Source organism: Bifidobacterium cuniculi (assembly GCF_000741575.1).
Taxonomy (GTDB): domain Bacteria; phylum Actinomycetota; class Actinomycetes; order Actinomycetales; family Bifidobacteriaceae; genus Bifidobacterium; species Bifidobacterium cuniculi.
In genome coordinates this window covers 557,279-583,786 of sequence record NZ_JGYV01000001.1, presented here as the reverse complement: position 1 = coordinate 583,786, position 26,508 = coordinate 557,279, and the positions used below count along the sequence as shown (strand labels likewise).

Sequence of the window (26,508 nt, the reverse complement as noted above, 5' to 3'; positions counted from 1 at the left end):
TCATGTGGCGGCCTTTGCTATGATGGTCCATGTTTGCCTGGCATATTTTCCCGTGCCGGCAGCCTGTTTTCCACGCCCGCCCCGGTTGGACCCACCGTCCGGCCGGGGCGGGCGCAGTTTTTCCCACACCGGCCCGTTCTTGCGCGGACGCATGAACCCGCCAACACCACACACGGGAAGGGCGGGGATCATGACCATCATCACCAACACGCAGGCGCCGGCCATCATCGAAGACATCGTGCGCGCACACCACCTGCCCGGCAGGTTCCGTGCAGACACGGCCAACAATTCGCTCAGCACCATTCTGTGCACCATCGACGAGGTCGACGCCGAGGCGCGCAAGGTGCTTTTCACGGTCAGGAAGAGGGGGCTTCGCACCCTCACAAGACAGCGCAGCATCCGAACAGGCAAGGACGGCGAATACTTCACCTTCGCCGGACACACGTTCCACGCATGGCAGTTCCAGACATGGGAGGAACACGCCGACATCATGGACGATTTCTTCACCCACTACCGCATCCGTGACTCCCATGTGCCCAACGTGCGACAATCACAGGGCCGTGGCGGCAGCCCCGTGTTCGAGGATGCGCTGGTCGCCTCCGGGTTGCCGTACGGCGACAACATAGATGCGTAAACGACAGCGGGACGCATAACCGGGGTGCGCAAGCACAAAGGAGGCATCATGACCGGCAACCTCAAAGCCGTCCCCTATACGGTCACGGTCCCAGCCGGGGACGGGTACGATTTCGACCACATGGAAACCCGGTGGCGGCTTGTGGACACGGCCACCAGCGACATCGTGGACGATGCGCAAGGATATGGATACCGCACCGCGGCGGCCGCATACCGCGCACACGGGTACAAAACCACCACATGCCGGCGCGGCACACGGCCGTCGATTATCAAACGACGCGCGCAGGCATGGTGGCGGACGCATGGACGGTTGCGCGCCGAATTGGAGGACATGCAACTGCAGGCATTGAAACAAGGCATGCCCGACCGTGCCATGCGCGAGGTGTGCACGCGATACATGCATGACCACGTTTCGCCGCCGCACGGGTTGACCGTACCGGACCTGCTGCGGTACTTCTAGAAAGGAATCCACCCATGGCCGATTACGAGGCGGTGAAAGTCCCGCTCGACCCCACGCCTGCGCAGGAGCGCATGTTCCGTATGTACGCGGGCGCGGCACGCTTCGCGTACAACGCCGCGTTGGCGCACATGAAGGAACAGCTGGACGAACGCAAGGCACAGATCGAGGCGGGGGTGGCCAAGAAGGACCTTGTCAAGATCGACAACAATGTGGTCAAGTTCGGCTATTGGTGGCGCGCCAACCGCGACACGTTGGCACCGTGGTGGCCCGAGGTCGCCTCGCAGGTGTTCAACTGCGCGTTCGACAACCTTGGCCACGCATCCGCCAACTTCCTCAAAAGCCTGTCCGGCAAACGCCAAGGCGGCCCGGTAGGATTCCCCAAATTCAAACCGCGCGCCGCGGCCAAGGCGTTCGCGTTCAGCACTATCACCATCCCGGACGCGCACGGCGTGAAACTGCCACGCATCGGCCGCGTCCACACATTGCGCAACGTCGAACGGCTGGTGGCCGGACGCGCCACCAAAACCACGACGATCCGTTGTGAGGCAGGACGTTGGTATGCGAGCATCCTGTGCGAAACACCCACCCCCACACCGCCCGTGAACACGAAACCCGAAGTATGGGTGGTGTTCGGGTTGGACGAGTACATCGCCCTGTCCGACGGCACCCGGCTCACCAACCCCCGGCCTTACCGGCATGCGTTGGCTGATCTGCGAAAAGCCTCCCGTGATTTGTCGCGCAAAACCCATGGCAGCGCCCGCTACATGGACCAGCAACGCAAGGTCGCCCGCATCCACAAGCGCGTCAAGGCGTTGCGTGACAACGCGTTGCATGCGGCCAGCAAACAGTTGGCCGAACATTATGGCGTGATCCATGTGCAACGCATCCATCTGGCACGCGGCATGCGCCACCATGTGCTCGCCCAATCGTTGGCGGACGCCGCATTCGCCGAGTTCACCCGCCAACTGACATACAAAACGGCACGTACCGGCGCCAGCATGCATATGCACGAACCAATGACCGTTGAACAGCATGTGGATGCCATGGCGTTGGCGCAACGTCTTGCCACCGGACCGTTGCCGGACGCATAATCAGGGATGACTGCATAAGAGGCTTGTGCAGGATACGAACCACACTCTTGGTGTGGGGATACGGACAGCGGGCGTGGAGAACCCAGCGCCAACCACCCTGTTCTGGGTCGTTGGACGGGTTCAATGAACCGCCTATCAAGCGGCCACCATTGCATGATGGTGGTGTAAGGCTTGAAGCTGGCCGCCGCAAGACGGCCATACCCATACGCATGATGGAACCGAAGCCTTTCATGGCTTCCCGGTGATGCCGATCCTTGGCGTTCCACCGGTTCGGACAGGGGGCATCCCACACGCGAGTGGATACTCCCGTCAACGTTCAGGTGTTCGACAAGCCCGCGCAGGGCATCCCACACGCGAGTGGATACTCCCCTCCCAGTCGCACACCGTCTCCCACGCGGCAAGGGCATCCCACACGCGAGTGGATACTCCGAGCTGATCTGCGCTCGCCCAGCATCGGCCAAAAGCTGTTCTCCCCTACGCAAGTGGGCACTCCACGGATACTCCTTCACGAGAATCTGCCTGTAACGTTTTTCCATGTCGGCGGCACCAATCCACACCGCACCAACAGGTGCTCAAGCATCCCATCCCCTATCCCATACACGCCATCCCCCAAGGACGCATGAGGGCTGGTATGGATAAGGCAAGACCGGCAAGGGGTGCATGATGGGATACGAACAGTTCACCGTAGAGGATCTGTGGCGGCTCATGAACAAGCAGGCGTCGTTCGCGCCGTTCCTCACTGCCAATCCATGGGTGCGGGTCGAACCCACCCCGGACGGGGTGCTTATCACACCCCGCATCTCTCGCTGTGATCATGCGGTATGCCTGTACGCTTACGGGGACGTGGACGGGATCAACATGATCGAAACCAGACACGACGACTCCTCGTTCGACTGCTATCCGGACGAAACACAACTGTTGGAGGAGGTCGAATGGTGTGTGGCGGAGATGGTGCGCGACGCATACCCGGCGCCAGGGGATTTCGCCAACATGGTGGCGGGCAGGCTTGACGTCATGGACCGGGATGGTGGTTGGGGTGTGCGCACGATGCCGGATGGGGTGATGTGGTTCACCACCAGCCAGGGCCAATCGTGGCGTGTGGCCATTGACGATGACATGCAGGTGGGCGATTGTGATTTCGAGTTGGCGGACTGCCGCCAACTATGGGTGGGCATCACCCCGGAAAATGCGGACGGGGAACCGGATTGGCAAGGGTATGACACCGCTGGGCAGGCCGTGCACGATGTCGCGGCTTGGCTTATACAGGACCGTTGCCGGACGCATAGTCAAGGATGACTGCATAAGAGGCTTGTGCAGGATACGAACCGCACTCTTGGTGTGGGGGATACGGACAACGGGCGTGGAGAACCACATTCCGACCATCTTCGGATCGTCGGATGGGTTCGATGAAACGCCTATCAAGCAGCCACCGGACTGGTGGTGTGAGGCTTGAAGCTGACCGTCGCAAGGCGGTCATATCCACGCTTGTGGGGCAAACCGAAGTTTTCGGATTCCCTAATGTTGCCGAACCCTGGTTTTGCAACGGTTTGGATAGGGGATGCCCCGTACAGGCGAGGACACTCCCCGAAAGGAACCCTCATGCGTACTCGCACCAGAGGATGCCCCGTACAGGCGAGGACACTCCCATGCAAGGAGCACGAACATGTACGAATCACTGGGATGCCCCGTACAGGCGAGGACACTCCCCCGTTTCAGCTGCTGGACGAGGGCATGCTCGGGGATGCCCCGTACAGGCGAGGACACTCCCGAGCGCGAATAGCGGCGGCCCTTGCCCAGATAGATGTTCCATACAGGCGAGGACACTCCTCCTCGACCGCTCAACCCCACTGCTGATTGGCCCTTTCCGGTCGCATAGAGGGTGGGTGAACGCACACCATATGTCAGGAAGGACGATGATCATGGCGCAGCCACGCAAACCCAAAGGGTCGCCCAATGGCACGGGAGGCCAATTCGACCATATGAACCACACGGACATGGGCCTGCCCGCGTTGGACGTGTCCACCCAACCCGTGGGCGGACAGTTCATCGACAAGACCGCCGAGATCGCGGAAAAACTGTTCGACCGCAAGCAGGACTGGGACGATCTGCCCATTGGCGGGTGTTACCGGATCAACGATTTCGGCGATTACGTCACCGAGGACGATTGGCGGGACGTGTGGGACGAGCACCCGTTGGAGGAGAAAGCATGGATGCTCGCCGACAACGGCCAGTACACCACGGACGAGGTCGCCCACATGAGCCCCGCTGAGATCGAACACGCCTATGATGCGGGTGGTTTCCACCCCGCGTACGTGTTTTACACCGAAAAGTACGAGGACGATGATTACGATTTGGACGAGCCCATCGGCGCCACGGTTGCGGATCGTGTCCGCCACACCGGTGAGCAATTGGCCGGACAGTCCCGCGAATCCATGGACTTCGAACCGGGTGAAACGGTGCACGCCACCCCGGACGGGTTCGTGGGCGAACACGAATGGGAGCAGGCGTGGGGCGACCAACCCGCGTATGCGCGCGCCGCGTACGAACTGTCCTGCCGGCACCCCGGACTGCACATGGAGAACCTGTCGCCCAAGCAGATCATCACGATGAACAACAGCGAGCAGGCGTACGAACAATACGTGTGGGGTACAGGGCGCTCCAACGAAACGGACACCGACCTCGACCATGACACGCGCCTCAACATGGACATGTACCGGCAGAACGAACGCAACGCGCAATATGCGGGCCGTGACCTGAACAATGTCATCTGCATGCGCGAAGCCGCGTACACGGGCAATGACGGCACCCTCACCACACAAGTGAGGCAATCCACGCTCCGTGTGCTGGACTCGCCAGACCCGACCGGGGACATGGACTCCCTGTCCACCATCGCGTTGGGGTTGAACCATGATCCGGCCCACACGGTCGAGATGCTCACCGGGCAGATGAACACCATGGCCGCCAGCGAGGGCGTGGGATTGCAACAGACCCTGGTCCAACAATTGGCCGCGCATCCCGACGCGAGCGCCCAACGCAACGCGCGGGCGTTGTCCACGGTGTTGACGTGTGTGGAGAGCAATGCGGATGATATGCAAGGGGCGGCTTGGTTGTCCGCGTCGGTGCGGTTGTACGCCGATTGTGTTGGCGGTGTGGGCGATCGGGCGGAGACACGCCGTTGGGCCCAGCAGATCGCCACCATGCCCGGTGGCGGTCAGCCGTTGGCCACAGCCCGCACGGTAGCGTCCGCGATCGTCTTGCATATCGATGGGGCGATGGGGGCTGAGTGACCGTGTGCGCAAGAACACCCCACCCATATTTGAAGACGGGTGGGGTGTTCTTGTGTGTCCCGTGGCCTTGGGCGGGGTCAGTATTGATGGCGTGCTTGTGCGGCATCCTTGTGGCATTGCTGGCAATGGGGCCATTCGTATGGTTCGGTTCCGTATATGGTGCGCCACTCGTCGCGGCGTGCGCTGGCGAGCCGTTGGCGTGCCAGGCTTTGGTAGGTGTTGGCTTGGTCGGCGATCAACCGTTCCCGTAGGGTGGCCTCTTGGATGGCGTCCGGGTCGCCTGCGAGCAGGTCGATCGGATGGTCGGTGTGGTCGAACAGCCAGTCCGTGAACCGTCCGGCCAGTTCCATGTAGTGCGCCGCCTCGTCGCGCAACGCCTGTGATGCGGGATTGTGGGGCAGGTCGTATGGGTATGGTTCGCCCTCATGCACATGCCCCTGTTGGTTGTGGTTGCCCATGGCCGCTCCCCCTTTTTTTTCCTGTTGGCGGCCCGTGTTGGCCACCCGTTGCATGGTTCATGCGTCCCCGTGTGCGATGACGGGGGCGCGGACGCATGCGACGGGGCATGCCAACCGTCCACGTAAAGGAGCACGAGCATCATGGACCAGAACACCATTGCGCTCATCGTCGCCGCACACCACCATCTCACCCATGGCACGCCCGTCGATGACACCACGGTGCGCGCATTGGCCGCGCTTATCGACGACGATATCGCCGCCCGTGACGCGCTCATCATATGCGCCCTGGCACCCACCATGACGCTCACGGACACACTCGACGTCGCCCAACACCCCCACACGCCCGGCAACAAACAGCAGGTGAAAGAGACGCTCAACGCCATCTGCGACGGGCTCACCCCCATTGACGCCACCGGGTACAGGCGTCTCATGGCGCTCGCCGAACGGATGCGTGGCGTGTGCGCCGAACACGCCAATATGGCCACGGCGTTGGCGATGTGGCTGGCATGGCTTACCGATGACATGGACGCGTTGCATGAACAAAGCACGCACCTCGACCCCGGCCAACTGGTGCCGAGTCTTGCAGCGATCGCCGCCGTGGGCGCGTCCGCGGGCGTGCGCAGCCATGCGGTCATGGCATGAACCCGGCCATGCAATGTGTACCCATGCCCACGATGCCCCGGGCCGGGGACGCATGGGTGGGGTGCATACGCGAACACCACCACAATGCAAGAAAGGTTGACGATCATGGGCAATGCGAACGATATGCCGGAGTGGATGCGCGACCGGTTGGCCAAGCAGGCGCGTCGGTCGATTACTTGGACGGACCGGGTGCGCCGGGTCAAAGAGGGTGAATCGTATCTGCTGCTCACATGCGACGACAATGGGGCATATGGGGAGCACATCGTCACCGCCACGAAGGCTCCGGACAGGGAGAACCTGTTCGAATTGCGTGAACGCACCACCGCCACTAGTAACCGGTTCATCATGTATGCCACCGGCGGCGGCACGCTCTCCCCCACCGCCGCGTTGGACGAACGCCCCATCGCGGTGTTGTGCACCCGGCACGCCTACCACCAGCTGAACGCCGTGTGGGGCAACACCATCACCACCAGAACGTACACCGCCATCGACTATGACACGCCCGCCACGGGACTGGTGACGGTCACCACCCTGTTCGGCACAACCATCACCTACCCCCGCGAACGTATCCTCGGCATCGTATGATCCCACCTGTAACGGGGGTGTAGGGGTGTATGGGGCCGGTTCCATACACCCCTACACCCCCTCTTTGGGTTATGCAGGTTCAATGGCTGAGGTGTTCGCGCAACCCCAGGCACCAGTCGATGGCGGCGGCGGCCTGGCGGGGCACGACCCCGTTGCCCAGCATGCGGATCATCATGTTGCGGTGGTTGCCCTCCACACCCCGCCAATGCGCCGGGTCGGTGACCCACCCGGCGGGCAAACCCATCATCCATTCCACGAACACGGGTGACAGATACGTCAAACTCGCCGGCAGGGCACGGCCCGACAGCCGCTCCCATGCCTGCAACACACACGGTTGGGGCAGTATGTCCGCGTCCAACACCGTGTCCTCTCCCACACGGTCCGCCCAGATGGCCTGCCACACATCCAACGGCAGCAACGCGGACACATCGCCCGATTGGCGCCATATGGCCATGACGCGCTCACGCATCGGCGCGGTCACCCACTGTTCGCCTTTGGGGCGGTTGGGTGTCAGCGCATGGCGCAGCAACCAGCCGGGTGTGAGCCCTTCCGTGGGCAATTGGCGTACCCATTGGCGCAACACGCGTGTGATGCAGGTGGGACTGGGCGCCGTGCGGCCCAACGTACGCTCCCACACACGGATCGCGGGCGTGAACCGCCCGTAACGCCCGTACCCGTCCGGGGTCATCATCATCACGCTTTCGCGCACGTTGCCCGTCTGTTCGCACGCCATGCCATTGGCCCGGCCACGGTGCAGGATACGGTCCCGGGCGGCGCCCGTGCGGGCGGGCAGCATGTCCATTGTGTTCGGTGTGGGCAGCATCAACGGCATGCCGAACCTGACGGCGCCCTCCAGGCATTCCTGGTTGCACCGCTGATTCAACCCGTTCGCATCCCGGGCGCGTGGTGTGGGCAGAAACCCACTGGTGGACCCCTCGAATCGTGGATACGCCATCATTGCTCCTCTCCCATGAGATTGACCACGTCCGACAACCCCAATTGACGCCCAGTGTGCGCCCGGTGCCGGCTGGTGGCCTGGTTGCCGGCCTTGTCCGCGTCGTACACGGCGCTGGGTGTGGGCAGCAACCGGTCACGGAATCGCCGTTGCCTGTTGGTGATCCGGCCGGGGAAATCCAACAGGCGCACCTGCGTCGCCAAAAACGTCGACCCCGACAGGGGACGGCCGGACACGCCGGGCAAATCACTGGCCGCGTCCGTGGCCTTCGGCGTGTACATCACCATGCCATTGCCACTGCCGGCCGGCTGCAACCCCGGGTCGTGCACGGGTTGGTTCACCCATTCGGCCGGCGCCAACCATGCGCGCCCCTCGGCCATGATCCCGTGCTTGGGCCACGGGTCCGTGAATATCGCCGGCTCGTCGAACAGGTCACCGCCCATGGGATTGCACCACACATCCCTATCCCGGTCCCATGTGGCGAACGGCATGCCCTCGGGGCGCATGGGACCCAGGCTTGCCAGGCGCGCCAGACGCGCATTGGCGGCAGTGGGATCGGCTGGGTTGTGTTCGTGTGGCCAGGCGCACACGAACACACGCAGGCGTTTGTGCGGCGCACCCGTGTCGGAGGCGAACATGGCGTGCCATACCGCGTCATAGCCCAGGTTCGCCAAATCCCCCAGGACACGTCCCAACGCGCGGATTGTGCATCCCGTGTGCACACCGTCCAACCGCGCGTCCCCCGCCAACCATTGGCCGTTGGCATGCTCGAACAGGGGCAACCCGCATCGCGTGCATTGGTATCGGCCCGCCTCACCCAAAAGTTGGTGGGCGCGCAGCCAGTCGAACAGCTGGTCGTCCACACGGGCCGCTCCCTCCCCGGTGTGCGGGGTGAACCCGTCCACCATGGGCGGCCGGGGCTCCATGCAACCGCACAACCCGTGTTCGGCGAGCGCCCGGGCGCGTTCCTGCGCTACGTTCAGGTCCTGTTGGCTGGACGCCACGGCGGACAGGCTTCCCGCGACGTTCTCCCACACCACCAACGCGGGCCGCAGCGTTTCGATCGCGTCGCACTGATAGGACCATAACCCCGAACGGGTGCCGTGTTTCATGCCGGCGCGCAATCCCGCCAGGGACATGGATTGGCACGGGCTGCCGCCACACACCACGTCCACTTGGGGCATGCCCCGCCAGTCGACGTGGGTGATGTCCCCCAGATTGGGGGTATTCCAGTGGGCGGCGAGGATCGTGGTGGGCCCCGGTTCGATGTCGCACACGGCGACGGGCCGCATGGGGCCCAACGCCTGTTCGACGCCCATGTCCAGCCCGCCGTACCCGGAGAACAGGCTCAACAACGGTGCGGCCGATGGGGGTGTGTGTTCCTTGTTGGTATCCATGCCATACGGCGATGCGTCACCACCCCGCACCCACGCCAACAAAAACAATGCCAGCGAAAAAACACAGGGGTGGTGGGGAAAAATAACCGTCCGTCCCGGTTGCGGCGCCCGTTGGCAACAACGGTATGCTTCAGTGGCCCCAGGGCACTCTTCACCGACGCAGTGATGTCGGTGAAGAGTGCTCAACCCTACTGCCGATTGAAGTTCAGAGTCCTGAAACCATGTTTCTTCACCGACGCAGTGGGTTCATAAAGGAACCTTTGGAATCGGCTCCCCTATACAAAGACCTTAAAAGTCGGTGCGTCACCGAAGAAACTTACACAAACCCAATCAGCAGTAGGGCTGGGAGCCTTCACCGACTTTCGAATGTCGGTGAAGAAACTTATGTTTCTTCGGTGACTTATGTCAGAAGTCGGTGAAGAAAGTTGCAGGTCGGTGAAGAAACCTGCCTTGTCACTGCGTCGCCGATCCACCCGCAACATAAAAACCGAACCATTATGTCGCATATTGTTATGTTCGGCGTCTGGTAAAAAACCGTGCAAGTGTGATCGGGATACGACGCATGCCGCCGGTCGCGTCCGGGCGAACCGGGGTGAAAGCGCGGGAGGTGATGTAATGGCATTGGAAAAATACGGGTCCGAACCGGAAAAATATGCTCCAACCCTCCGCCTGCCCCACGCCCACGGTGCATGCATGTTTCAGTGGCCCTAGGGCACTCTTCACCGACGCAGTGATGTCGGTGAAGACTCCTCAACCTTACTGCCGATTGGTGTTGGGGGCTCCGAAGCCATGTTTCTTCACCGACGCAGTGGGTTCATAAAGGAACCCCTCAAATCGGCTCCCTCCAGAAAAGACCTTAAAAGTCGGTGCGTCACCGAAGAAACTTCATAAAACCCTTATGGCAGTAGGTGTGGGAGCCTTCAGTGACATTCGAAAGTCGGTGAAGAAACATAACTTTCTTCACCGACATTTCCAGCACGGTCGGTGAAGAAAGTTGCAGGTCGGTGAAGAAACATGGAATGTCACTGCGTCCCCGAACGACCCGTACACCAAAAACCGGGGCATTGAAGAACGCATTGTTTTTCGGCAACCTGTCAAAAACACCCCCAGCTGGGATGCCATCATGCGAGCGCGACCAGACGCATAAGACCACGACATGACCAAACCAACACATAACACCGGAACACAACCCCTGGCCATGCCGCAGGGCAAGCAGTGGCGCAACGAACTCCTGCAATTGGTGGATCTGTATTACCCGGGCGTGGACACCACCAACTTCACCGGGTTCCTCACACTACTAGAACGATGGCATGTGCACGGGGAGGCAGGCATGCTGTTCCACACACGCGCACCCCACACCCTCACCCCCATGCGCACCATCGAATTGGCGGACACGTTGGGTGGAGCACGCCTGCACACGGACTACTACCTGCCCGCCAAACGCCTCAACGCACACAGCCACATGCAACTGCCCACCGCACTCACCGCCATGCTCATGCTCATCCAGGACCACACCAGCCACAACCCCCACATGGTCGACATGTTCTGGCAACCATTCCCCTACAGCACCCCACACACCCGCAGCATGTGGCTCATGGCCCCAACCCAATCCCCCACGGCATGGCTGTACACACAGTTGCACCGCGACCAGGCGCGCATCCCCCGCACCGTGGCGCAATGGGCCATCACCAGCGCATGGAACCACACCAGCCGCCACACCCCACCAAGCCCACGCCCCACAACCCTATCCGCGGACACCATGCCCACCACCACCTGACCGCACGTACGCGGACGCATACCCATGGGAGGCAACACCCTATGACACGAAGGAGCCCCCATGGCGCACAATGACACCCCAACCGTACTGTACCAACGATTGGACCAATGGACGGACGGCGACAAACTCGCCAAAACCCTCCACCACCGCACCCGCCCCCTGATAGCCATCGTCCCCTACCACGACCAGGACCCCACCGACCTGACCCTCCTCGCCCGACGGTTCAACCACGTCTGCGACATCGTCCGATTGCAATGGGACGCGCAACGCGCCTTCAACCAAGCCGCCGGAAACCAATACATCACCCCCGGCACCATCCGCGCATGGCGCCCCGACGGGCGCTCGCGCTACTGGCGGCCCATGGAAGGCGACGACATACCCAGCCTGATCCATGGGTTTTTGGGCTGCGACAACACCAGCGTCTCTTCCACGCCGGCGCGTATGCCGCGGGCGGATGACACGCAGCCGATGCGGCAGATGCGCGAACGGGTGCGTGAGCAGAAACGCGAACTGGAACGGTTGCGTGCGTTGGTGCCCGACCCGGACCAGTGGAGTGTGGACTGGCGTGAACGGCTCGATTATATGGTCCGCTACCGGTGGTTGCAGCGCATCCCGGCCGCGGAGAAACCCTCCCGGCCATTGCCGGCCCAATGGCGGTATGCGGACTCGTTCGAGCAGTGGCCGCACAGCGCGGACCGGTGGAAGACGGTGGATGTGATGGTGGAGGTGCTGCTGGGGTTGGACACATGTTCCTTCGCGCGTGGCACGCACCCGTTGCGTGCGGGCACCGGCGCCGGCATGCCCACACGCACCTGGCATGGGTTGCCGGTGCAACGCACGTCGATCAGCCGCATGCCCAGCGCCCCCCGGTTGGGATACGTCGTGGACAATGGGACGGTGGTGTTTTTGGACGTGACCGTCCATGACGACCTATTGCTCTAGCACGCCGGCCCATGGGCCCGGTTCGATCAGGATGCGTTTGTACAACGCGCGCCCCTGGACGGTGGGCGCGCCATGGTCCAGGGGGCCGTGCCCGGTGCTGAGCATCCCTACGGGCCGGTAGCCGGCCGGCCACCGGTTGAGGATGCTCACCGGCGCACCCACCCGCCCCGCCCAATCGCAAGGGATGAGGTTGCGGCTGGCCGCGTCGACCGCATCGATCGTGTCATACAGGGGGTTGGTGTGCGGGTCATACCGGTGGGTGGGCGTGAACACAGCCGGTTCGGTTGGCATGTTCGTCAACCATCCCGTGTTCGTCACCCGCACCATGGGCCGCCCATCCGTGTCCACACGCCGCATGCGCGCATGCGGCGTGTGGCCCTCGGGCAGTCTGAACCACATGCCCCCGTTGCCGGCGCGCACCCGCACTTGTCCTTGGATGAACGCGGGCAGGATCCGTGAGTACAGCACGCAGTGGATGTTCGCGACGATCAGCCAATCCACCGGCGCGGCCAACAACAGGGGCACGTAGTCATGCAACCGGGTGAAGGGCGGGTTGCCGAGCACCACGTCCGTGTGGCGCAACGCGTCCAGGCCACTGGGCGCGTCGAAGCCGCCGCTGTCATGCGTGTCCTCCACCCACATGCGCTGTCCGTCGTAATGGTGCAGACGCCCGGTGTCGCCGGGTTGGGCGAACAGGGTGCCATGATCGGGGTTGTACTCCATGCTCACCACCTCCCGCAGCCCCAACTCGTGGAAGCGGCCGGTCAGGTACTGCCAGAACATGCTCCATTGCCCGTCGTTGGTGTTCAACAGGATGCGCGCGCCCCGCAACCGGTCCAGGTATGGCGCCAAACCGTGTTCTATCTCGAACAGGGGTGTGTAGAATTCATCGTCCGCGTTCGCTTGCGCGGCCAGAAGCGAGCTGTTCGTCATGCCCCGGCCTGATGCGTCCAACCACAGGACGCATCACACCCCTCGAATGTGTTTGATCGGTAGGGCAAGGAGCGGTGGAATATGGAAGTGCTCACATTGGGCCCGGACGCCACATTGGCGCAGGTGCAACAGCTGGTCACCGAACAACGCCATGCCATGGGGTTGGATGCCATGCCGGTGGCCATGCACGCGGATGTGGTGTGCGCGGACACCGGCCAGGCGGTGCAATGGTTGCAGGACCATGCCAACGGAATGGTGTTGCCTGCCGTGCTCTACCATGATGAGGCCATGCGCCCCGAACCCATGGATGATGCCGCATTGGATGAGCGGTTACGGGGGTTGCGGGCCAAACTGCGTGCCCGTGACCGGGCGTGGTGGAAAACCCACAAGCCCGCCAATGGGATGGTGGAGTGCCCCCAGTGCCGGTCCATGCTCAATGTGGAGTATTGCGGGGTGCGTGGCGGCTGGTGGAACCGGTGCCCGGTCTGCCATGGGGATGTTCGCCCCGAACAGGTGGCCCGCCAGTTCGACGAGTGGAAACACGAGTACCAACGGTTGCGGGACCTGCGCAACCGCCAGCTGCAGATGCCGGCGTACCCGGTGTGTTGGCTGGTGGCCGTATCCATGCAGGAACCGGCCACGGTGCGCATCACACCCCAATGACCGTTGCCCATGGCAGGCCCGGGGGCGCTGTCTTTGTTCTCGGCCGGTGCGGGGACGCATGGGGGCAGGTGACACACACCAACGAACGTGCAGGGAGGAACCCGAAATGCGTACCGGCATCACCGACATCGAACAGGCAGTCGAATCGCTCATGGAACATGTGTATGTGGACGGGCACCAGACCGATTTCACCGTGCAGACCATCGAAGCCAACCCGCCAATGAGGGGCGATGATTCGGTCGCCCTGTACATGGGGGACGAACGTTCCTGGAATATCGCCGATCAACGGTTCATGGACGCGCCGGAGGTGTGGCTGACGTTCCCTATCATCGTGGACGAACCCAATAGGGGCACCATCGCCGTCATGACGCACGACGACACCGGGTACGCGGAGGCCCTCGACTACATCGAGATCAATGCCAGCGAGTTCGCGGACGATGAGACAGCGGCAATCATGGTGGAGGCCGACCAGTTGTACACGGGATTGCACGGCCGGACATTGGACTACATCACACGGGTCATGCTCGACGGGAACACCGACTGACACCAACCAACCAACCTACAGGGCCACAGGGAAAGGGCGCAATCATGTATCTATTGGAGGAAACATTGGATGCCATCGAGGAATCCGGGCACACCACCGATGACGTCCTGTACGTGGGCAGCGAGGACGGGCGGCTGCAATTGCCCTGGCCCCAAGCCGAACCGGTGCTCAGGGTGCGCTACGACAACGGGTATGGCGATCAGGAGATCGCAACCGACCTGTGCGTCCGGTTCACGGATGGCGCCATGCTGGTCCGTTGCGAATATGACGGCGCGGAATGGTGGCGTCCCATCCCCGCACCCGCCCCGCAAGGCGATGCTTTCGATTGCGTGAAGAGCGACTCCTCCATGAATGGTAGGTGTTTGGCCGACCTCAATGAGTCGTGTGACGAACATTTCCAGTTCGGAATGGTAGGTGTTTGGTTGACCTCAATCGGGAACCCATGACCCACCACGGGACATGGTGGATTCTAGTGGTCGTTGCAACACCTTTGGGAATCGGAGGTTGCAGCGATGGCATACGAGTTCGAGGGCGTGCAGTACGGGAAGCTTCGAGACATGCAGGAGGCCCGGCGCGCCCGGTACGTGCAGCTGCTTGAGGAAGGACTGAACTTCACCCAGGCAGCGCACGCGGTCGGCGTCTCCAAGCGCACGGGAAAGGTGTGGCGCAACGGGCGAACCCGTTCGAACGGACGCAACGAAAGGCCTCTGGTCGATTGGTATGGTGGACGGGTGAAAGACAGCACAACCACTGTGTCATCGCGCTATCTGAGCATCGACGAGCGCATCGAGATCGCCGACCTGAGCCGGTCCGGCACAAGCGTGCGCGGCATTGCCCGGCGCCTCGGGCGCAGCGCGTCGACGGTCAGCCGCGAGCTGCGCCGCAATGCCCATCCGGCAGACGGCGGGTACCGACCGCACCGCGCCGATCAGCTGGCGGCATCGCGCAGGCCCCGTCCCAAGCGGCGCAAGATCAGGCCCGGAACCGACCTGTACGCATATGTGGCCGCAGGGCTCAGGCGGCACTGGAGCCCCGAGCAGATCAGCAACCGCCTCGTACGCGAGTACCCCGATAATGACCATATGCGAGCATGCCACGAGACCATCTATCAGGCCGTCTACGTCCAGCCGCGCGGCGAACTGCGCAGGCAGGTCGGCAACGCCCTCAGGAAGGGGCGCGCAGTCAGGCATTCCCGCAGCGACGGCCAGTCGCGCAGGCCGCGCTTCCGCGAGCCGATGGTCATGATCAGCGAACGGCCCGCACAGATCGAGGACCGTGCCGTACCGGGACACTGGGAGGGCGACCTGATCTGCGGGACGTCCAACAAGAGCGCGATCGGCACGCTGGTCGAGCGCACCACCCGCTACACCGTCCTGCTCGCACTGCCCGACGGTCATGACGCCGAGCACGTGCAACGGGCCATCATCACCAAGATGGGCCAGCTTCCCGCGCCGCTGCTCAACTCCCTGACATGGGACCAGGGCGCAGAGCTCGCACTACACCGGGCCATCACCGCCTCGCTGGACATGGAGGTCTATTTCTGCGAGCCTCACAGCCCCTGGCAGCGCGGCACGAACGAGAACACCAACGGACTGCTGCGCCAGTACTTCCCCAAAGGCACCGACCTGTCCGCCTACAGCCAGGACTACCTCGATGCAGTGGCCGACGAGCTCAACGACAGGCCACGCAAAACACTGGACTGGGCCAAGCCAAGCGAACGGATCATCGAACTTCTCAACACCATGCAATACGCTCAATGAAACATATAATCACAACGACGTGTTGCAACGACCACTAGAATCCACCCAGGACCGTGCCCACCTCTGTGAATGGTTCGCAGGCGGGGCAGGATTCGAACCTGCAACATACGGTTCCAAAGACCGTCGTGCTGCCATTTGCACCACCCGCCTATATGCCGGTTTGCGCGTCCACCCACTCGCTGGACGCCATCCGCCGGCCCGGATGTGACGGGCACCGCCCGCCATTGCGACCACCCGCAAACGCTTGCTGTGCCACGACAAGGTGGATGCCGCGGGGACCCGCCACATGGGTCCGGTGCCCGTCGTGTCCCTCACGCCCGACGGGTGGCGTACCTTTTTGTGCCTTCGGCGGGACTCGAACCCGCGGCCTTCCGCTCCGGAGGCGGACGCCCTATCCACTGGGCCACGAAGGCAATCGGCCACCTACCCCCGCCTAACCCAGGGGTTGGGATGATGGTCAGGTGCTCCATCCCTCTCCACATGCATATGGCATCACAGCCGATGACCGGACTGCTTCTTTCGTGTTCCCCACGGGATTCGAACCCGCAACCAGCGAGGTTTGAGCTCGCCGCCTCTACCAGTTGGGCCAGGGGAACCAACACCGGGCAACCGTCCGGCACACCCCCACTATGCGTCCCACGAACGGTCCAACGATTCGGCCTCCCGCATATCCATGTCATACTCCTCATCCATATGCCGCAGATACCGCTCATGCAACTGAGGCAGCCCATACCAACGCGCCCAACTCAACCATTGGCGCACATCCGCCAACTCACCGGCCGTCCGCACCCCCCGGCGCACATCCTCATCCGCATACTCGTCACCCAGTCTCACATTCGTCTGCGCCTGCAGGAACAGATCGTCCAACACCACACGGTACGCGTCGAACACACGCTGGTCCTCATCATCGTGCACATCCTCCCACCCCATCGCGATGTCCAACAGCGACGAGATCGCCTGCACATCATCCTTGGCGGCCTTGCACGCCAACCGCGCCTTGCTGAACGGGCGCCGCATGCGCGCGATCCTCGCCTTCTGCTCCTCCACGGTCTCCATCACCATCAACTCCTTTGCACCATCGGTCAGTTGGGGAGGCGTTCGATCAGCACGCGGGCGAACCGTTCCCGGCCACCCACCATGGGCGCCCCCATGCCATACGAATGCGTCCCCGACGTGAACAACCCCCGCACCCGCCAACACGGGTCCGGCAACCGGTCGAACACCGTCACCGGCACCCCATACAACCCCGCCCGGTCCGGCAGCAACGCCAACCGATCCACACACACCACATCCGGATGCGCATCGAACACCGGCAACCCCTCCCCCGTGCCCTGAGGGTGGAACGGGGCACGTTCCACGGGCAAGGTGGTGAACCAGCGTGCGGTGCTCAACACCGCCGGCCGTTCGCCATGCACCATGAACCCCATACGGCCCGTGTCATACCCCAACCGCAACCGGCCACCCATCATGAGCGGGAACACCCCGTGGTATTTCACCGCGTTCATGTTGCCCAACACCAGTACATGCCGTGCATGCTCCACCATCAACGGCAGGTACTGCCCCAACAGGCTGAACGGCGGATTCGTGCACACCACATCCGCCTGGGCGGCGAACCGCATGCACTCCACACTGTCGAACGACCCGTCGCCATGCAAGCGTGCATGCACCCAACCGGCTCCATCCCACTCCCATGTGTCCCCGCTGGCGTCCGGGTCGAACAGGGTGTGCGAGGCCGGGTTGAACCGTGACAGACGCAACCCGGCCAACCCCAATTGGGTGTAATGCATGGCGAACCATTGGGCGAACATGCTCTCCGGCCCATCGCAATTGCAATACACCCGCATGCCACGCAACCCATCCATGTGCCGGGACAGTTCCCGGTCCACGACCGGCCATGTGGTGTACCACTCGTCCGTGCTCTCCCCACGCCGGGCACGCAACATACTCGTATTGACCATACAAGCCGACTATGCGGCCCACCCCGCTAACAGGTCACTGTGTGACGGGCTTGCCGCCGATCGTGTCCACCGTGGCCGCGCACAACGCGATGTCCGTATCCCGCCACACCCCATGCTCGTAATCGGCGTGCGCGTCCAACACGCGCACCGCATCCGGCCCCAACCCCCATGCGTGCACCGCCATCTCCATGTCCTGGCGGGACGCCCACACCGGGGACACGCCCCGTTGGGTGGACGCCTGCATGTCCGGGTGCCGCAACGGTTCACCCACGGGGGTGGGTGGATAGAACCCGGCATGGGTGCCATCGACCGTCCGCTCATAGCGGCACACCCCTTGCGACCGGTCCCCCAACACCACGCTCATCTGCCCAAGCCCATCGAATGTGCCGCTGGCACCGGTCAACCCGGTACCGGTCAGATCCACATTCGACAACGTGTCCGCCCGGTGGAACGCCACACCCTCCACCCGGGCGCCAGACAGGTCCACATTGCGCAGTGCCGCATGACCAACATCCGCGTTGCGCAGGTCGGCGCCGCGCATATCCGTGTCCGTGACCTGCGCATGGGGCAGATCCACGCCCGCCGCCCGCACGCCACGCAGGCTGCTGTTCCGGATGACGGCGCCGGTCAGATCGGCACGCACCAAGTTCGCATCATGCGCGTCCACCCGGTCGAACCGGGCTTCCGTGAGGTTCGCGCCGTTGAGGTTCGCGCCACCCATCCGCACCCGATCCCATTCGGTCCATGTCAGGTCACGGAACTGCAATGGGATCGCCCCCAGATCGCCGTTGACCCGCGTCCCTTCCACCAGATCGGGGCGTACCGGTGACGGCAGGTACGGGTCCACCCGCCCATACCCCCCATCGGCCACACCAATGGGCGGGGCTGGTTGTTGCGATTGTTCGACACGGCCGCCCTCCCCGTGTTCCCGTTCCCACGCGAGCTCACCGTCCAATGCGGGCAGGCCGGTGGGTGTGGTGTGCGCGTAGGTGTCGTATTGGCCGCCCGCACTGTTCGGCGCGCCCTTGGGTTTGCGTGGCTGTGTCATCACACCCGTCCTTCGCATGATCGGAACTCTTGTTTGCCATCCCCCCGCTATGCGACAAACCGTCGCCACAAGGGCATAGAAGCCGGCACCACCCTGGCATGGCAAGGAGGGCGGCGATGATGCAGCCACGCAAACCCAAAGGCGCGCCCAATGGTACGGGCGGCCAATACACCACACACCCCACCACACCCACCGGCCTGCCCCACCTGGACCAGCACACCGGCAACGGCCCCCAAGTGGACGACCGGGCATTGGAACGCACCGCCCTACACCACCCCGACAGCCTGACCCGCGGCCGTGCATGGTATGAACGCATCACCCGCGGGGCCGTGTCCCCCACCATGTTGGCCGATGGGCAACGCCATGACCTCACCCGCCATCTGGCCCACCACTACGGCGACACACCCCACGAACTGCACACCCGACTCCACGCCCTGGGCTGCGCCCGCACCTACCGGCAGATGGTCGCCGAACACCAGCTGCCACCCATCACCCCATTGCCCGACACACCGCAGCCGCCCGCCATGGACGTGCGCTCCCGCCGATTCACCGATCCGCAGGTGCAGGACATGATGCGCATGATGGGACAGGCGATCATGCGGGGCCATCGGTGCGACGTCGCCCATATGGCGCGCACCAACCCGTATGCGACCGTGCGTGGCCGCGCGTGCCGTGACATGATCGCCCACGGGGAACTGGACACGCGTGGGTTGACCCGATTGCAACAGCATGATGTGGCCTTGAACCTGTACGATCAGCTCGCCGTCCTCGACCCGGACGGGTTCGCCCGCTCCCTGGAACACACCAATACCGTGGGCGCGTTCCAACACATGCTCGACATGGGCGAGGTGATGGACCCCACCAGCGCACGACACACAGTGGACCAGCCGACCGCACTGATGATACTGGCCATGTGCGCCGGCGACCCCCGGTTGGCCACACGCGCCGCCCGTGACCTCACCGAACACCCCGACCCGCAGGTGCAAACCCAGGCCCGCCTGCTCGCCCACACCACCATGGATTGGTGAGGACGCATCCCGTCAACAACCATTGCACGACAAGGAGCATGAGAACATGTGTGAGTATTGCGGCAACCCCACGTTCGGGATGGACTGCATGGACTGCCATTGCGCCATCTGCGCAAGCTGCCTGCTGGGCGAACTGTGCCCCGACTGCGCCGCCGACAACTGGTGAACCACCACGACAAAGGATGGGGCCGCCGATCAGAACGACCCCACCCTTATCGTCAACCGTTGGCTGAAACGCCACCAGGCGTGTCTTGTTCGAGCAGTGTGTGCAGGCTGCGGCACCGGTCGGCCCACCGCGCCAACTCACGTTGCGCCCGCTCATACTCATGCTCCAGTTCCAAGCGCGACCTGGGTGCGGTGAACATGCTCCCGTACGCCAACTCGCTCAACTCACGCCGGGTCTGCTCACCACGGGTACGCTCATAGAACCTAACCGTGACCAACGGGTCGGTGTGCCGCGCGAACAACTGCGCATCCTTGATCTCCCCACCCTCATGGATGATCCGGCTGATCGCCGTCGCGCGGAACGCATGCGGCGTCACATCAGGACGGCCCGCTTTCACCGCGGCCTTCTCCAACTGCGTGCGCAACGTCCGGTCGCTCATCACCCGCGATTTGGCCGGCCGCAACAACATCGCCCCCGGCCGCGGCGCATCCGTGAACCGGTCGATATGCTCCCGCAACACCGGCACCAACTGGGGTGGGATCGGCAACGCGTCCATGCTGCCCACCGTCTTCAACTCGGCCAGACGCAACTCGCCCGTATCATCCGGGCCTCGCCGGATGCTGTGGCGGATATGCACGACCATGCGGTCGAAATCGAAATCGTCCACACGCAACGCGCACAACTCACCGATACGCAAACCGAACGCGAGCAGCACGTTCACACTCACGGCCGTGTACGCGGGCATGAACGATTTGATACGCGCCGCATCGGCCGCACTGACCTCCACCATCAACGACTTGTCCGACAACACCCGCCGTGGAATCGGAGCCATGCACGGCGACCGGTCCAACAACGCCGGCCGCCCGTCCGGCGGTTGCACCGCGCACCGCATGATCGCCCGCAACATGATGTACGCCTCCCGTTTCGGCGTCGCGTCCAAACCGCAGGTGTCCAGCCACCGGTTCACGTCCGCCACACCGATCTCCTCCAGGGCACGCATGCCGAACACCTGTTTGACCCGGTGCAACAGCAGGCGTTTGCGCCGCAGTGTGGCGGGCGCCAACGGTTCACGCGCGCTCTTGGGTTTGAACCGGCCCCACTTGTCCATCCACTCATCCGCCCAATCCATGAACAACACGCCCCGCGCACGCTCACGCGCGTCCCGTTCCCTGGGGTGCGTCCAATCCGCCGTGCCACGCTTGTACGCGCGCACCAGCAACTCCTCCCCCTCCAACCACTCACGCGCCAACGCAGCCGTGGGAAACTGACGGTACACCTTATGCCGTTTCTTTTTCGGATCGGCGTATTGCGCCATCCACCCGATCGTCCGTCCGTTCTTGTCTTTTTTCTCCAACACGCAACCGAAGGCTCGGCGTGTCGTATGTGTGTTACTTGCCATGCTCTAACCTGATGCGACAAGGAAACCGTCTGGCAATCGGGTAGCCCAAATGGTAGCCCAAATGCCTGTACGGGGTTCCGAAACCAATACAAACGGGCCGCTACACACACCATGGACGCCCTTGTTGCGACACGCCCGACACGCCGGGGAATCCCAACGGACACGCCGAAACAAAAACCCCACGAACCGCTGGTCCGTGGGGTTTGGATGTGGGTGATATAGGAATCGAACCTATGACCCCTTCCGTGTGAAGGAAGTGCGCTAGCCGCTGCGCCAATCACCCGTTCTTTGGTTATCCGCCGGCCAAGCCGGCTGCGTGGGCGATACAAGATTCGAACTTGTGACCCCTTCCGTGTCAGGGAAGTGCGCTACCACTGCGCCAACCGCCCGATCTTCAGTTGTGGAGGTGGGTACGAGAGTCGAACTCGTCTATACGGCTTTGCAGGCCGCTGCCTAACCGCTTGGCTAACCCACCGTAAAGGTCGTCGCACTCCTCGGACCTTAGAGCGGACAACGGGACTCGAACCCGCGGTCTCGACCTTGGCAAGGTCGCGCTTTACCAACTAAGCTATGTCCGCGTGTTTCAAAAGAGAAGGAAATCTTCCGCTTTCGAGCACAAGAGAAAACTATAAGTGAGGCGCTCATCTCTGTCAAATCGGCGTGTCGTCATTGTCCGCGAGGGTGACGCGGGACGTTGCCGTGGCCGTATGCTGGACGCATGTGCCCCTGCCGTTGTCCCGAAAAATATACTGGCATAGAGAACAGCCGCTGAGTCATTCACCAGCAGCTGAGCTTCACGGTTCAGCCACGATCGCAGGGATACAGTATTAACCATGTACGAGCAAAGAGCCAGAGCGAAATACTTTATGGTCGCGGCCTTTGACGGGTGGAACGACGCCTGCCAGAGCGCCATGAACGTGGTGCGCCACCTTGTCTCCAAGTATCGCTCGCTTGAGGTCGGACACATCAGCCGTGACGGATTTTACGATTTCCAGGCGGCGCGTCCCATGCAGTGCACCATCCAGGGAACACGCCACATCCTCTGGCCGCAGACCGCGTTCTACGACATCACGATCTCCCCTGACGTGCATATCCTTGCCCAACTGGGCCCCGAACCCAACTACCACTGGATGGAATACTGTCAGGAAAGCCTGCATTTCGCCAAGCAGTACGATGTCGACGAATTGGTGACCCTCGGATCGATGTTCGCCGAGACCCCGCATAGCCGTCCGTTGCCGCTCGACATGAGTCGGGACGGCAAGGCCTGGGACACGGACAGCGAATACAGTGGACCCATCGGCATCCCGCACGTGCTGGACGCCATGGCGGTCGACGAAGGCTACCGCACGGACGCCATCTGGGTGTCGGTGCCGCAGTATCTGGGCAGCGACCCATGTCCGCAGGCCACCGTGGACCTGCTGGCTGCGCTGTCGAAGGTTGTCGGCGTCGACCTCTCCCCCATGGAACTGGCCGGCAAGGCCGCGCAGTGGCATGCCCGCGGGGACGTCATGGTGCGCAACAACGCCGACATGGCACAGTACGTGGAGCAGCTGGAACACGACTACGACATGAAAGAGTCGGCCAGGAAGATCGCCTCGCAAGGCACCCCGGAGGTCGAGCAGCTGGTCCAGGAAGCCGAGGCCTACCTGCGCGAACTGCCCTGACCGATGGCATGTCCCGCAACGACGGCGGCCGCCCACCAAGTCACTTGGTGGGCGGCCGCCGTCGTTGCGGGACATGCCATCACGCCGTGGCGTTCATGGGCATGCCCTCATAAGGCTGCAGGACCCCGCACAGCAGCAGGATCGCGACGATGACGGCGAGGGCGATGCGGTAGATCGCGAACGCACGGTAGGAATACGTGGAGACGAACTTGAGGAATCCGATGATCACGATGTAGCCGACGATGAAGGCGAGCACCGTGGCGGCGATCGTGACGCCCCACCCCGGGAAGGCGGCCGCCACGGCGGGATCGTCCATGTCCTTGACCGCCTTGACCGCCTCCAGGATGCCGGCGCCGAACACCGCGGGAATGGCCATCAGGAAGGCGCAGCGCACGGCGGCCTCACGGGTGTAGCCCATGGCACGGCCGAAGGTGATGGTGCCGCCCGAGCGGGAGACGCCGGGGATGAGCGCCAGCATCTGCCCGATGCCGAAGAGGATGGAATCCTTCACGGTCAGGTCGTCGATGGACTTGACCTGGCGGGCACGGTCGTCGACGACCCACAGGATGACGCCGAAGACCAGCAGCATGGTCACCGTCACCCACAGGTTGCGCAGGGTGCTTTCGATGGCGTCCTGGAAGCACAGTCCGGCGATGAGGATCGGGATGGTGGCGATGATGATGTACCAGCCGAGCAACGCATCCCTGTTGTCCGCCCCCATGCGATGACGCCAGTCCTTGCCGGACTTGCCCGCCAGGCAACGGCACCAGTTGGACAGGATGTTCCAGATGTCACGGCGGAAATACACGAGGACGGCCAGCTCGGTGCCGATCTGGATGATGGCCGTGAATGCCGCGCCGGGATCATGGCCGAGGATGAGGTCGCCGAAGATGCGCACATGCGCGCTCGACGACACGGGCAGATATTCGGTGAGTGCTTGCACCAAGCCGAGGAACAGGGCTTGAATCAGGTTCATGGATGCTCTTTCCATTGTCGTATCTTGCGAAGGCCGCGAGGGCAGCCACTATGATAGGCCATGAACAATACTTGGGAAAACAAGCGTAATTATGGCAAGGAGATCGGCATGGCAGATACATACCGCAAGACCAGGGCGTTTGCGCCGCAGGGTTTCTTCGAATGCGAGGGCAAGGGGCTTGAATGGCTAGGCGAAGCGCAATCCCAAGGGGGTCCGCGAGTCGTACACGTCTATGGATGGGGCCGCGACCATCTTGACATCGAGCGGATCCGGCCCTGCGAACCCACCGTCCAGGCGGCCTTCGATTTCGGCGCGGCCCTGGCCCGCATGCATGACGCCGGGGCGCCCTACTTCGGCTCCGCCCCGGCAGGATACGACGGCACCTGCTATTTCGGTCCGCTCCAGGACCCCGTTCCCATGGACACCGGCACGTGGACCGACGTCGCGACCTACCTCGCCGAAGGCCGTCTGCGCCCCATGGTCCAGATGGGGATCGAACGCAGCAGCCTGCGCCCCGCCGACATGGACCTGACCCAGGAAGTCATCGACGCCCTGCCCCGACTGCTCGGACGAGCCGCCGAAGACAAGCCCGCACGCGTACACGGCGACCTCTGGAGCGGTAACGTCATGTACACCAAAGGACACGACGGCAAGGTGCAGGCCGTGCTCATCGATCCCGCGGCGCATGGCGGCCACCGTGAGGAGGACCTGGCCATGCTCCACCTCTTCGGCATGCGCTACCTGAGCGACATCACCGCCGGATACCAGTCCGTCCATCCGCTCAAGGCGGGCTACGAGGAACGCACCACGCTCTGGCAGCTCTACCCCATCGTCGGACACTGCGTGTTCTTCGGGGGCGGATACGTCAGTCAATACCGGCAGATGTGCCGTTCGCTGCTGGCCTGATGCCATGCCAGGTCAATGGGGCAGTCCCCGCGGGCAGGGAAACGCTCGCAGGGACTGCCCCATTGACGTCCATCGGACACTTAGCTGAACACGTCCTTGAGCTTGCTGAACAGACCCTTCTTGGCAGGCGTCGTCGGACGCGAACTCTGTGCCACGGACTGGGCGTCCCCGTCGTGCAAGGTGCCGAACCGCTCGATGAGACTGCGTTCCTCGTCGGTCAGCTTCGTCGGGACCTGCACTGTCACATGGATGACCAGGTCGCCGCGCTCGCCATTGTCGTCGAGCATGCCGACACCGAGTTGCCTGAGCGCGATGGTCTGCTCGTTCTGACATCCTGCGGGGATGTCCACCTGCTGTTCCCCGTCGAAGGTGCTGACGCCCACGGTGTGTCCCAGGACGGCCCAGCTCATGGGAACCTGGATCCAGCAGTGCAGGTCGTTGCCATCCCTGGTGAAGTCGGAGTCGCGACGTACATGGATGTCCACATACAGGTCGCCGGGCGTGCCGTTGCATTCGCCGGCCTCGCCCTGCTGCGCCAAGCGGATGCGGGTGCCTTCCTCGACGCCGGCGGGTACATGGATTCCCAGGTCGCGATGGACGTGGGCACGACCATGTCCCAGGCATGCAGGGCACGGATGCAGGATGATGGTGCCATGTCCCTCGCAGCGTTCGCAGGGTACGGAAGTCATCATCTGGCCGAGCAGGGTGCGCATCACGCGCTGGACCGAGCCGGTGCCGTGGCAGACGTCACAGGTGACGGGCGGCTCTTCGTGCTGTGAACCGGTCCCCTTGCATTCCTGGCAGGTGCCCAGGGTCTCGAAGGAGAGGTTGACGGTGTCTCCGAACACGGCGGTGCGCAGGTCGATGGTGAGCGCCTCGAGGGTGTCCCGTCCGGGTTGTGACCGTGGGATGGGGCCGTCGCCCCCGGAGAAGCCACCCGAGAAGAACTGGCTGAAGATGTCGCCCATGTCGAAGCCGCCGGAGAAGCCGCCGGAGCCGCCACGCGGGTCGTTGGGGTCCACGCCCGCATCGTACATGCGACGCTTGTCCGGGTCGCTGAGCACTTCGTAGGCGGTGTTGATCTCCTTGTACTTGTCCTCGTTTTCCGGGCCGGTGAGATCGGGATGGTACTTGCGGCTCATCTTGCGGTAAGCGCGCTTGATCTCCTCCTCGGTTGCAGTGCGTTCGACGCCGAGTGTCTCGTAGTAGTCAGCCAATGCGAATTCCTTCCGGTCT

26 protein-coding genes, 7 tRNA genes and 1 CRISPR repeat array are annotated in these 26,508 nt (G+C 63.1%); of the genes, 16 read left to right on the top strand and 17 right to left on the bottom strand.

The genetic code is table 11. The features are described 5' to 3' along the window. Positions 1–190: 190 nt before the first annotated feature. The 5 genes from BCUN_RS02655 (at position 191) to BCUN_RS11290 (ending at position 5,471) form a co-directional block, all read left to right on the top strand. Complete coding sequence (locus tag BCUN_RS02655; protein WP_033518361.1) at positions 191–634, top strand: hypothetical protein; 444 nt, start codon at positions 191–193, stop codon at positions 632–634. Positions 635–682: 48 nt separating this feature from the next. Then, complete coding sequence (locus BCUN_RS02650) at positions 683–1,093, top strand: hypothetical protein (RefSeq protein WP_033518363.1); 411 nt, start codon at positions 683–685, stop codon at positions 1,091–1,093. Between the two features lie 14 nt (positions 1,094–1,107). Then, positions 1,108–2,184, top strand: a complete 1,077-nt coding sequence (locus tag BCUN_RS02645; RefSeq protein ID WP_051920545.1) for an RNA-guided endonuclease InsQ/TnpB family protein — start codon at positions 1,108–1,110, stop codon at positions 2,182–2,184. 660 nt (positions 2,185–2,844) lie between these two features. Continuing rightward, positions 2,845–3,480 carry a hypothetical protein gene (locus BCUN_RS02640; protein WP_033517514.1) on the top strand — a complete coding sequence of 212 codons (636 nt, stop codon included), beginning with the start codon at positions 2,845–2,847 and terminating at the stop codon, positions 3,478–3,480. Positions 3,481–3,740: 260 nt separating this feature from the next. Beyond that, positions 3,741–4,012: a CRISPR direct-repeat array (repeat unit 29 nt; unit sequence GGATGCCCCGTACAGGCGAGGACACTCCC). A gap of 91 nt (positions 4,013–4,103) precedes the next feature. Next, on the top strand, positions 4,104–5,471 hold the full coding sequence (locus BCUN_RS11290; protein WP_152598179.1) for a hypothetical protein: 1,368 nt from the start codon (positions 4,104–4,106) through the stop codon (positions 5,469–5,471). Positions 5,472–5,548: 77 nt separating this feature from the next. Here the strand turns inward: BCUN_RS11290 and BCUN_RS02630 are convergent, their stop codons facing one another. Further along, complete coding sequence (locus BCUN_RS02630; protein ID WP_033517516.1) at positions 5,549–5,929, bottom strand: hypothetical protein; 381 nt, start codon at positions 5,927–5,929, stop codon at positions 5,549–5,551. 141 nt (positions 5,930–6,070) lie between these two features. On the opposite strand from BCUN_RS02630, the gene BCUN_RS02625 reads away from it, so the two are divergent. Further along, positions 6,071–6,571: a hypothetical protein gene (locus tag BCUN_RS02625; RefSeq protein WP_033517518.1), complete on the top strand. Its 501-nt coding sequence runs from the start codon at positions 6,071–6,073 to the stop codon at positions 6,569–6,571. A gap of 105 nt (positions 6,572–6,676) precedes the next feature. Continuing rightward, positions 6,677–7,156, top strand: a complete 480-nt coding sequence (locus BCUN_RS02620; protein WP_033517520.1) for a hypothetical protein — start codon at positions 6,677–6,679, stop codon at positions 7,154–7,156. Between the two features lie 79 nt (positions 7,157–7,235). Here BCUN_RS02620 and BCUN_RS11285 read toward each other — a convergent pair whose 3' ends face one another. Further along, positions 7,236–8,111: a hypothetical protein gene (locus BCUN_RS11285; RefSeq protein WP_051920541.1), complete on the bottom strand. Its 876-nt coding sequence runs from the start codon at positions 8,109–8,111 to the stop codon at positions 7,236–7,238. Next, positions 8,111–9,508 carry a DNA cytosine methyltransferase gene (locus BCUN_RS11280; RefSeq protein ID WP_081895480.1) on the bottom strand — a complete coding sequence of 466 codons (1,398 nt, stop codon included), beginning with the start codon at positions 9,506–9,508 and terminating at the stop codon, positions 8,111–8,113. Before BCUN_RS11280 ends, BCUN_RS11285 begins: the two co-directional genes overlap by 1 nt. 1,156 nt (positions 9,509–10,664) lie before the next feature. Between BCUN_RS11280 and BCUN_RS02605 the strand changes: the two genes are divergently transcribed. Continuing rightward, positions 10,665–11,285, top strand: a complete 621-nt coding sequence (locus BCUN_RS02605; protein ID WP_152598180.1) for a hypothetical protein — start codon at positions 10,665–10,667, stop codon at positions 11,283–11,285. Between the two features lie 60 nt (positions 11,286–11,345). Continuing rightward, the gene (locus tag BCUN_RS11275; RefSeq protein WP_051920538.1) at positions 11,346–12,227 is read left to right on the top strand and encodes a hypothetical protein; all 882 of its coding nucleotides are present in this window, start codon (positions 11,346–11,348) and stop codon (positions 12,225–12,227) included. Here BCUN_RS11275 and BCUN_RS02590 read toward each other — a convergent pair. Beyond that, positions 12,216–13,160, bottom strand: coding sequence for an adenine-specific methyltransferase EcoRI family protein (locus BCUN_RS02590; RefSeq protein ID WP_034258260.1), 945 nt, complete (start codon positions 13,158–13,160; stop codon positions 12,216–12,218). The two genes, BCUN_RS11275 and BCUN_RS02590, sit on opposite strands and share 12 nt — an antisense overlap. Before the next feature lie 81 nt (positions 13,161–13,241). On the opposite strand from BCUN_RS02590, the gene BCUN_RS02585 reads away from it, so the two are divergent. The 4 genes from BCUN_RS02585 to BCUN_RS02570 all read left to right on the top strand — a co-directional run bounded on the left by BCUN_RS02585 (position 13,242) and on the right by BCUN_RS02570 (position 16,127). Further along, positions 13,242–13,823: a hypothetical protein gene (locus BCUN_RS02585; protein ID WP_033518124.1), complete on the top strand. Its 582-nt coding sequence runs from the start codon at positions 13,242–13,244 to the stop codon at positions 13,821–13,823. 106 nt (positions 13,824–13,929) lie between these two features. Beyond that, positions 13,930–14,367 (top strand): hypothetical protein, encoded by a 438-nt coding sequence (locus BCUN_RS02580; protein WP_033518126.1) that lies wholly within the window; start codon positions 13,930–13,932, stop codon positions 14,365–14,367. A gap of 44 nt (positions 14,368–14,411) precedes the next feature. After that, positions 14,412–14,813, top strand: a complete 402-nt coding sequence (locus BCUN_RS02575) for a hypothetical protein (RefSeq protein WP_051920536.1) — start codon at positions 14,412–14,414, stop codon at positions 14,811–14,813. 111 nt (positions 14,814–14,924) lie between these two features. Then, complete coding sequence (locus tag BCUN_RS02570; RefSeq protein ID WP_033518135.1) at positions 14,925–16,127, top strand: IS30 family transposase; 1,203 nt, start codon at positions 14,925–14,927, stop codon at positions 16,125–16,127. Between the two features lie 77 nt (positions 16,128–16,204). Here the strand turns inward: BCUN_RS02570 and BCUN_RS02565 are convergent. The 6 genes from BCUN_RS02565 to BCUN_RS11270 all read right to left on the bottom strand — a co-directional run bounded on the left by BCUN_RS02565 (position 16,205) and on the right by BCUN_RS11270 (position 19,133). Beyond that, a tRNA-Gln gene (locus BCUN_RS02565) sits at positions 16,205–16,277 on the bottom strand. Positions 16,278–16,467: 190 nt separating this feature from the next. Further along, positions 16,468–16,540 (bottom strand) — tRNA-Arg (locus tag BCUN_RS02560). 109 nt (positions 16,541–16,649) lie between these two features. Then, positions 16,650–16,723: transfer RNA gene (locus BCUN_RS02555), tRNA-Leu, on the bottom strand. Between the two features lie 31 nt (positions 16,724–16,754). Then, positions 16,755–17,174, bottom strand: coding sequence for a hypothetical protein (locus BCUN_RS02550; RefSeq protein WP_152598212.1), 420 nt, complete (start codon positions 17,172–17,174; stop codon positions 16,755–16,757). Positions 17,175–17,209: 35 nt separating this feature from the next. Continuing rightward, entirely contained in the window at positions 17,210–18,085 is an 876-nt protein-coding gene (locus BCUN_RS02545) for an adenine-specific methyltransferase EcoRI family protein (RefSeq protein ID WP_081895479.1), read from the bottom strand. Positions 18,086–18,119: 34 nt separating this feature from the next. Beyond that, positions 18,120–19,133 (bottom strand): pentapeptide repeat-containing protein, encoded by a 1,014-nt coding sequence (locus BCUN_RS11270; protein WP_051920532.1) that lies wholly within the window; start codon positions 19,131–19,133, stop codon positions 18,120–18,122. A 116-nt stretch (positions 19,134–19,249) separates the two neighbouring features. Here BCUN_RS11270 and BCUN_RS02535 point away from each other — a divergent pair, with 116 nt between their 5' ends. Then, on the top strand, positions 19,250–20,161 hold the full coding sequence (locus BCUN_RS02535) for a hypothetical protein (RefSeq protein ID WP_034258259.1): 912 nt from the start codon (positions 19,250–19,252) through the stop codon (positions 20,159–20,161). A 218-nt stretch (positions 20,162–20,379) separates the two neighbouring features. Here the strand turns inward: BCUN_RS02535 and BCUN_RS02530 are convergent, their stop codons facing one another. From BCUN_RS02530 to BCUN_RS02510, 5 genes are all read right to left on the bottom strand, one after another. Then, the gene (locus BCUN_RS02530; protein ID WP_033518700.1) at positions 20,380–21,642 is read right to left on the bottom strand and encodes a tyrosine-type recombinase/integrase; all 1,263 of its coding nucleotides are present in this window, start codon (positions 21,640–21,642) and stop codon (positions 20,380–20,382) included. 294 nt (positions 21,643–21,936) lie between these two features. After that, positions 21,937–22,009, bottom strand: a tRNA-Val gene (locus tag BCUN_RS02525). Between the two features lie 34 nt (positions 22,010–22,043). Next, positions 22,044–22,115: transfer RNA gene (locus BCUN_RS02520), tRNA-Val, on the bottom strand. A gap of 12 nt (positions 22,116–22,127) precedes the next feature. Further along, positions 22,128–22,201, bottom strand: a tRNA-Cys gene (locus BCUN_RS02515). Positions 22,202–22,231: 30 nt separating this feature from the next. After that, positions 22,232–22,304: transfer RNA gene (locus BCUN_RS02510), tRNA-Gly, on the bottom strand. Between the two features lie 288 nt (positions 22,305–22,592). On the opposite strand from BCUN_RS02510, the gene BCUN_RS02505 reads away from it, so the two are divergent. Further along, positions 22,593–23,390 (top strand): PAC2 family protein, encoded by a 798-nt coding sequence (locus BCUN_RS02505; protein WP_081895475.1) that lies wholly within the window; start codon positions 22,593–22,595, stop codon positions 23,388–23,390. A gap of 79 nt (positions 23,391–23,469) precedes the next feature. Here BCUN_RS02505 and BCUN_RS02500 read toward each other — a convergent pair whose 3' ends face one another. After that, entirely contained in the window at positions 23,470–24,366 is an 897-nt protein-coding gene (locus BCUN_RS02500) for an undecaprenyl-diphosphate phosphatase (protein ID WP_033516378.1), read from the bottom strand. Positions 24,367–24,474: 108 nt separating this feature from the next. On the opposite strand from BCUN_RS02500, the gene BCUN_RS02495 reads away from it, so the two are divergent. Then, positions 24,475–25,272: a fructosamine kinase family protein gene (locus tag BCUN_RS02495; RefSeq protein ID WP_033516379.1), complete on the top strand. Its 798-nt coding sequence runs from the start codon at positions 24,475–24,477 to the stop codon at positions 25,270–25,272. A gap of 80 nt (positions 25,273–25,352) precedes the next feature. On the opposite strand, the gene dnaJ is transcribed toward BCUN_RS02495, so the two are convergent. Next, complete coding sequence (gene dnaJ / locus BCUN_RS02490) at positions 25,353–26,489, bottom strand: molecular chaperone DnaJ (protein WP_033516380.1); 1,137 nt, start codon at positions 26,487–26,489, stop codon at positions 25,353–25,355. Positions 26,490–26,508: the final 19 nt, after the last annotated feature.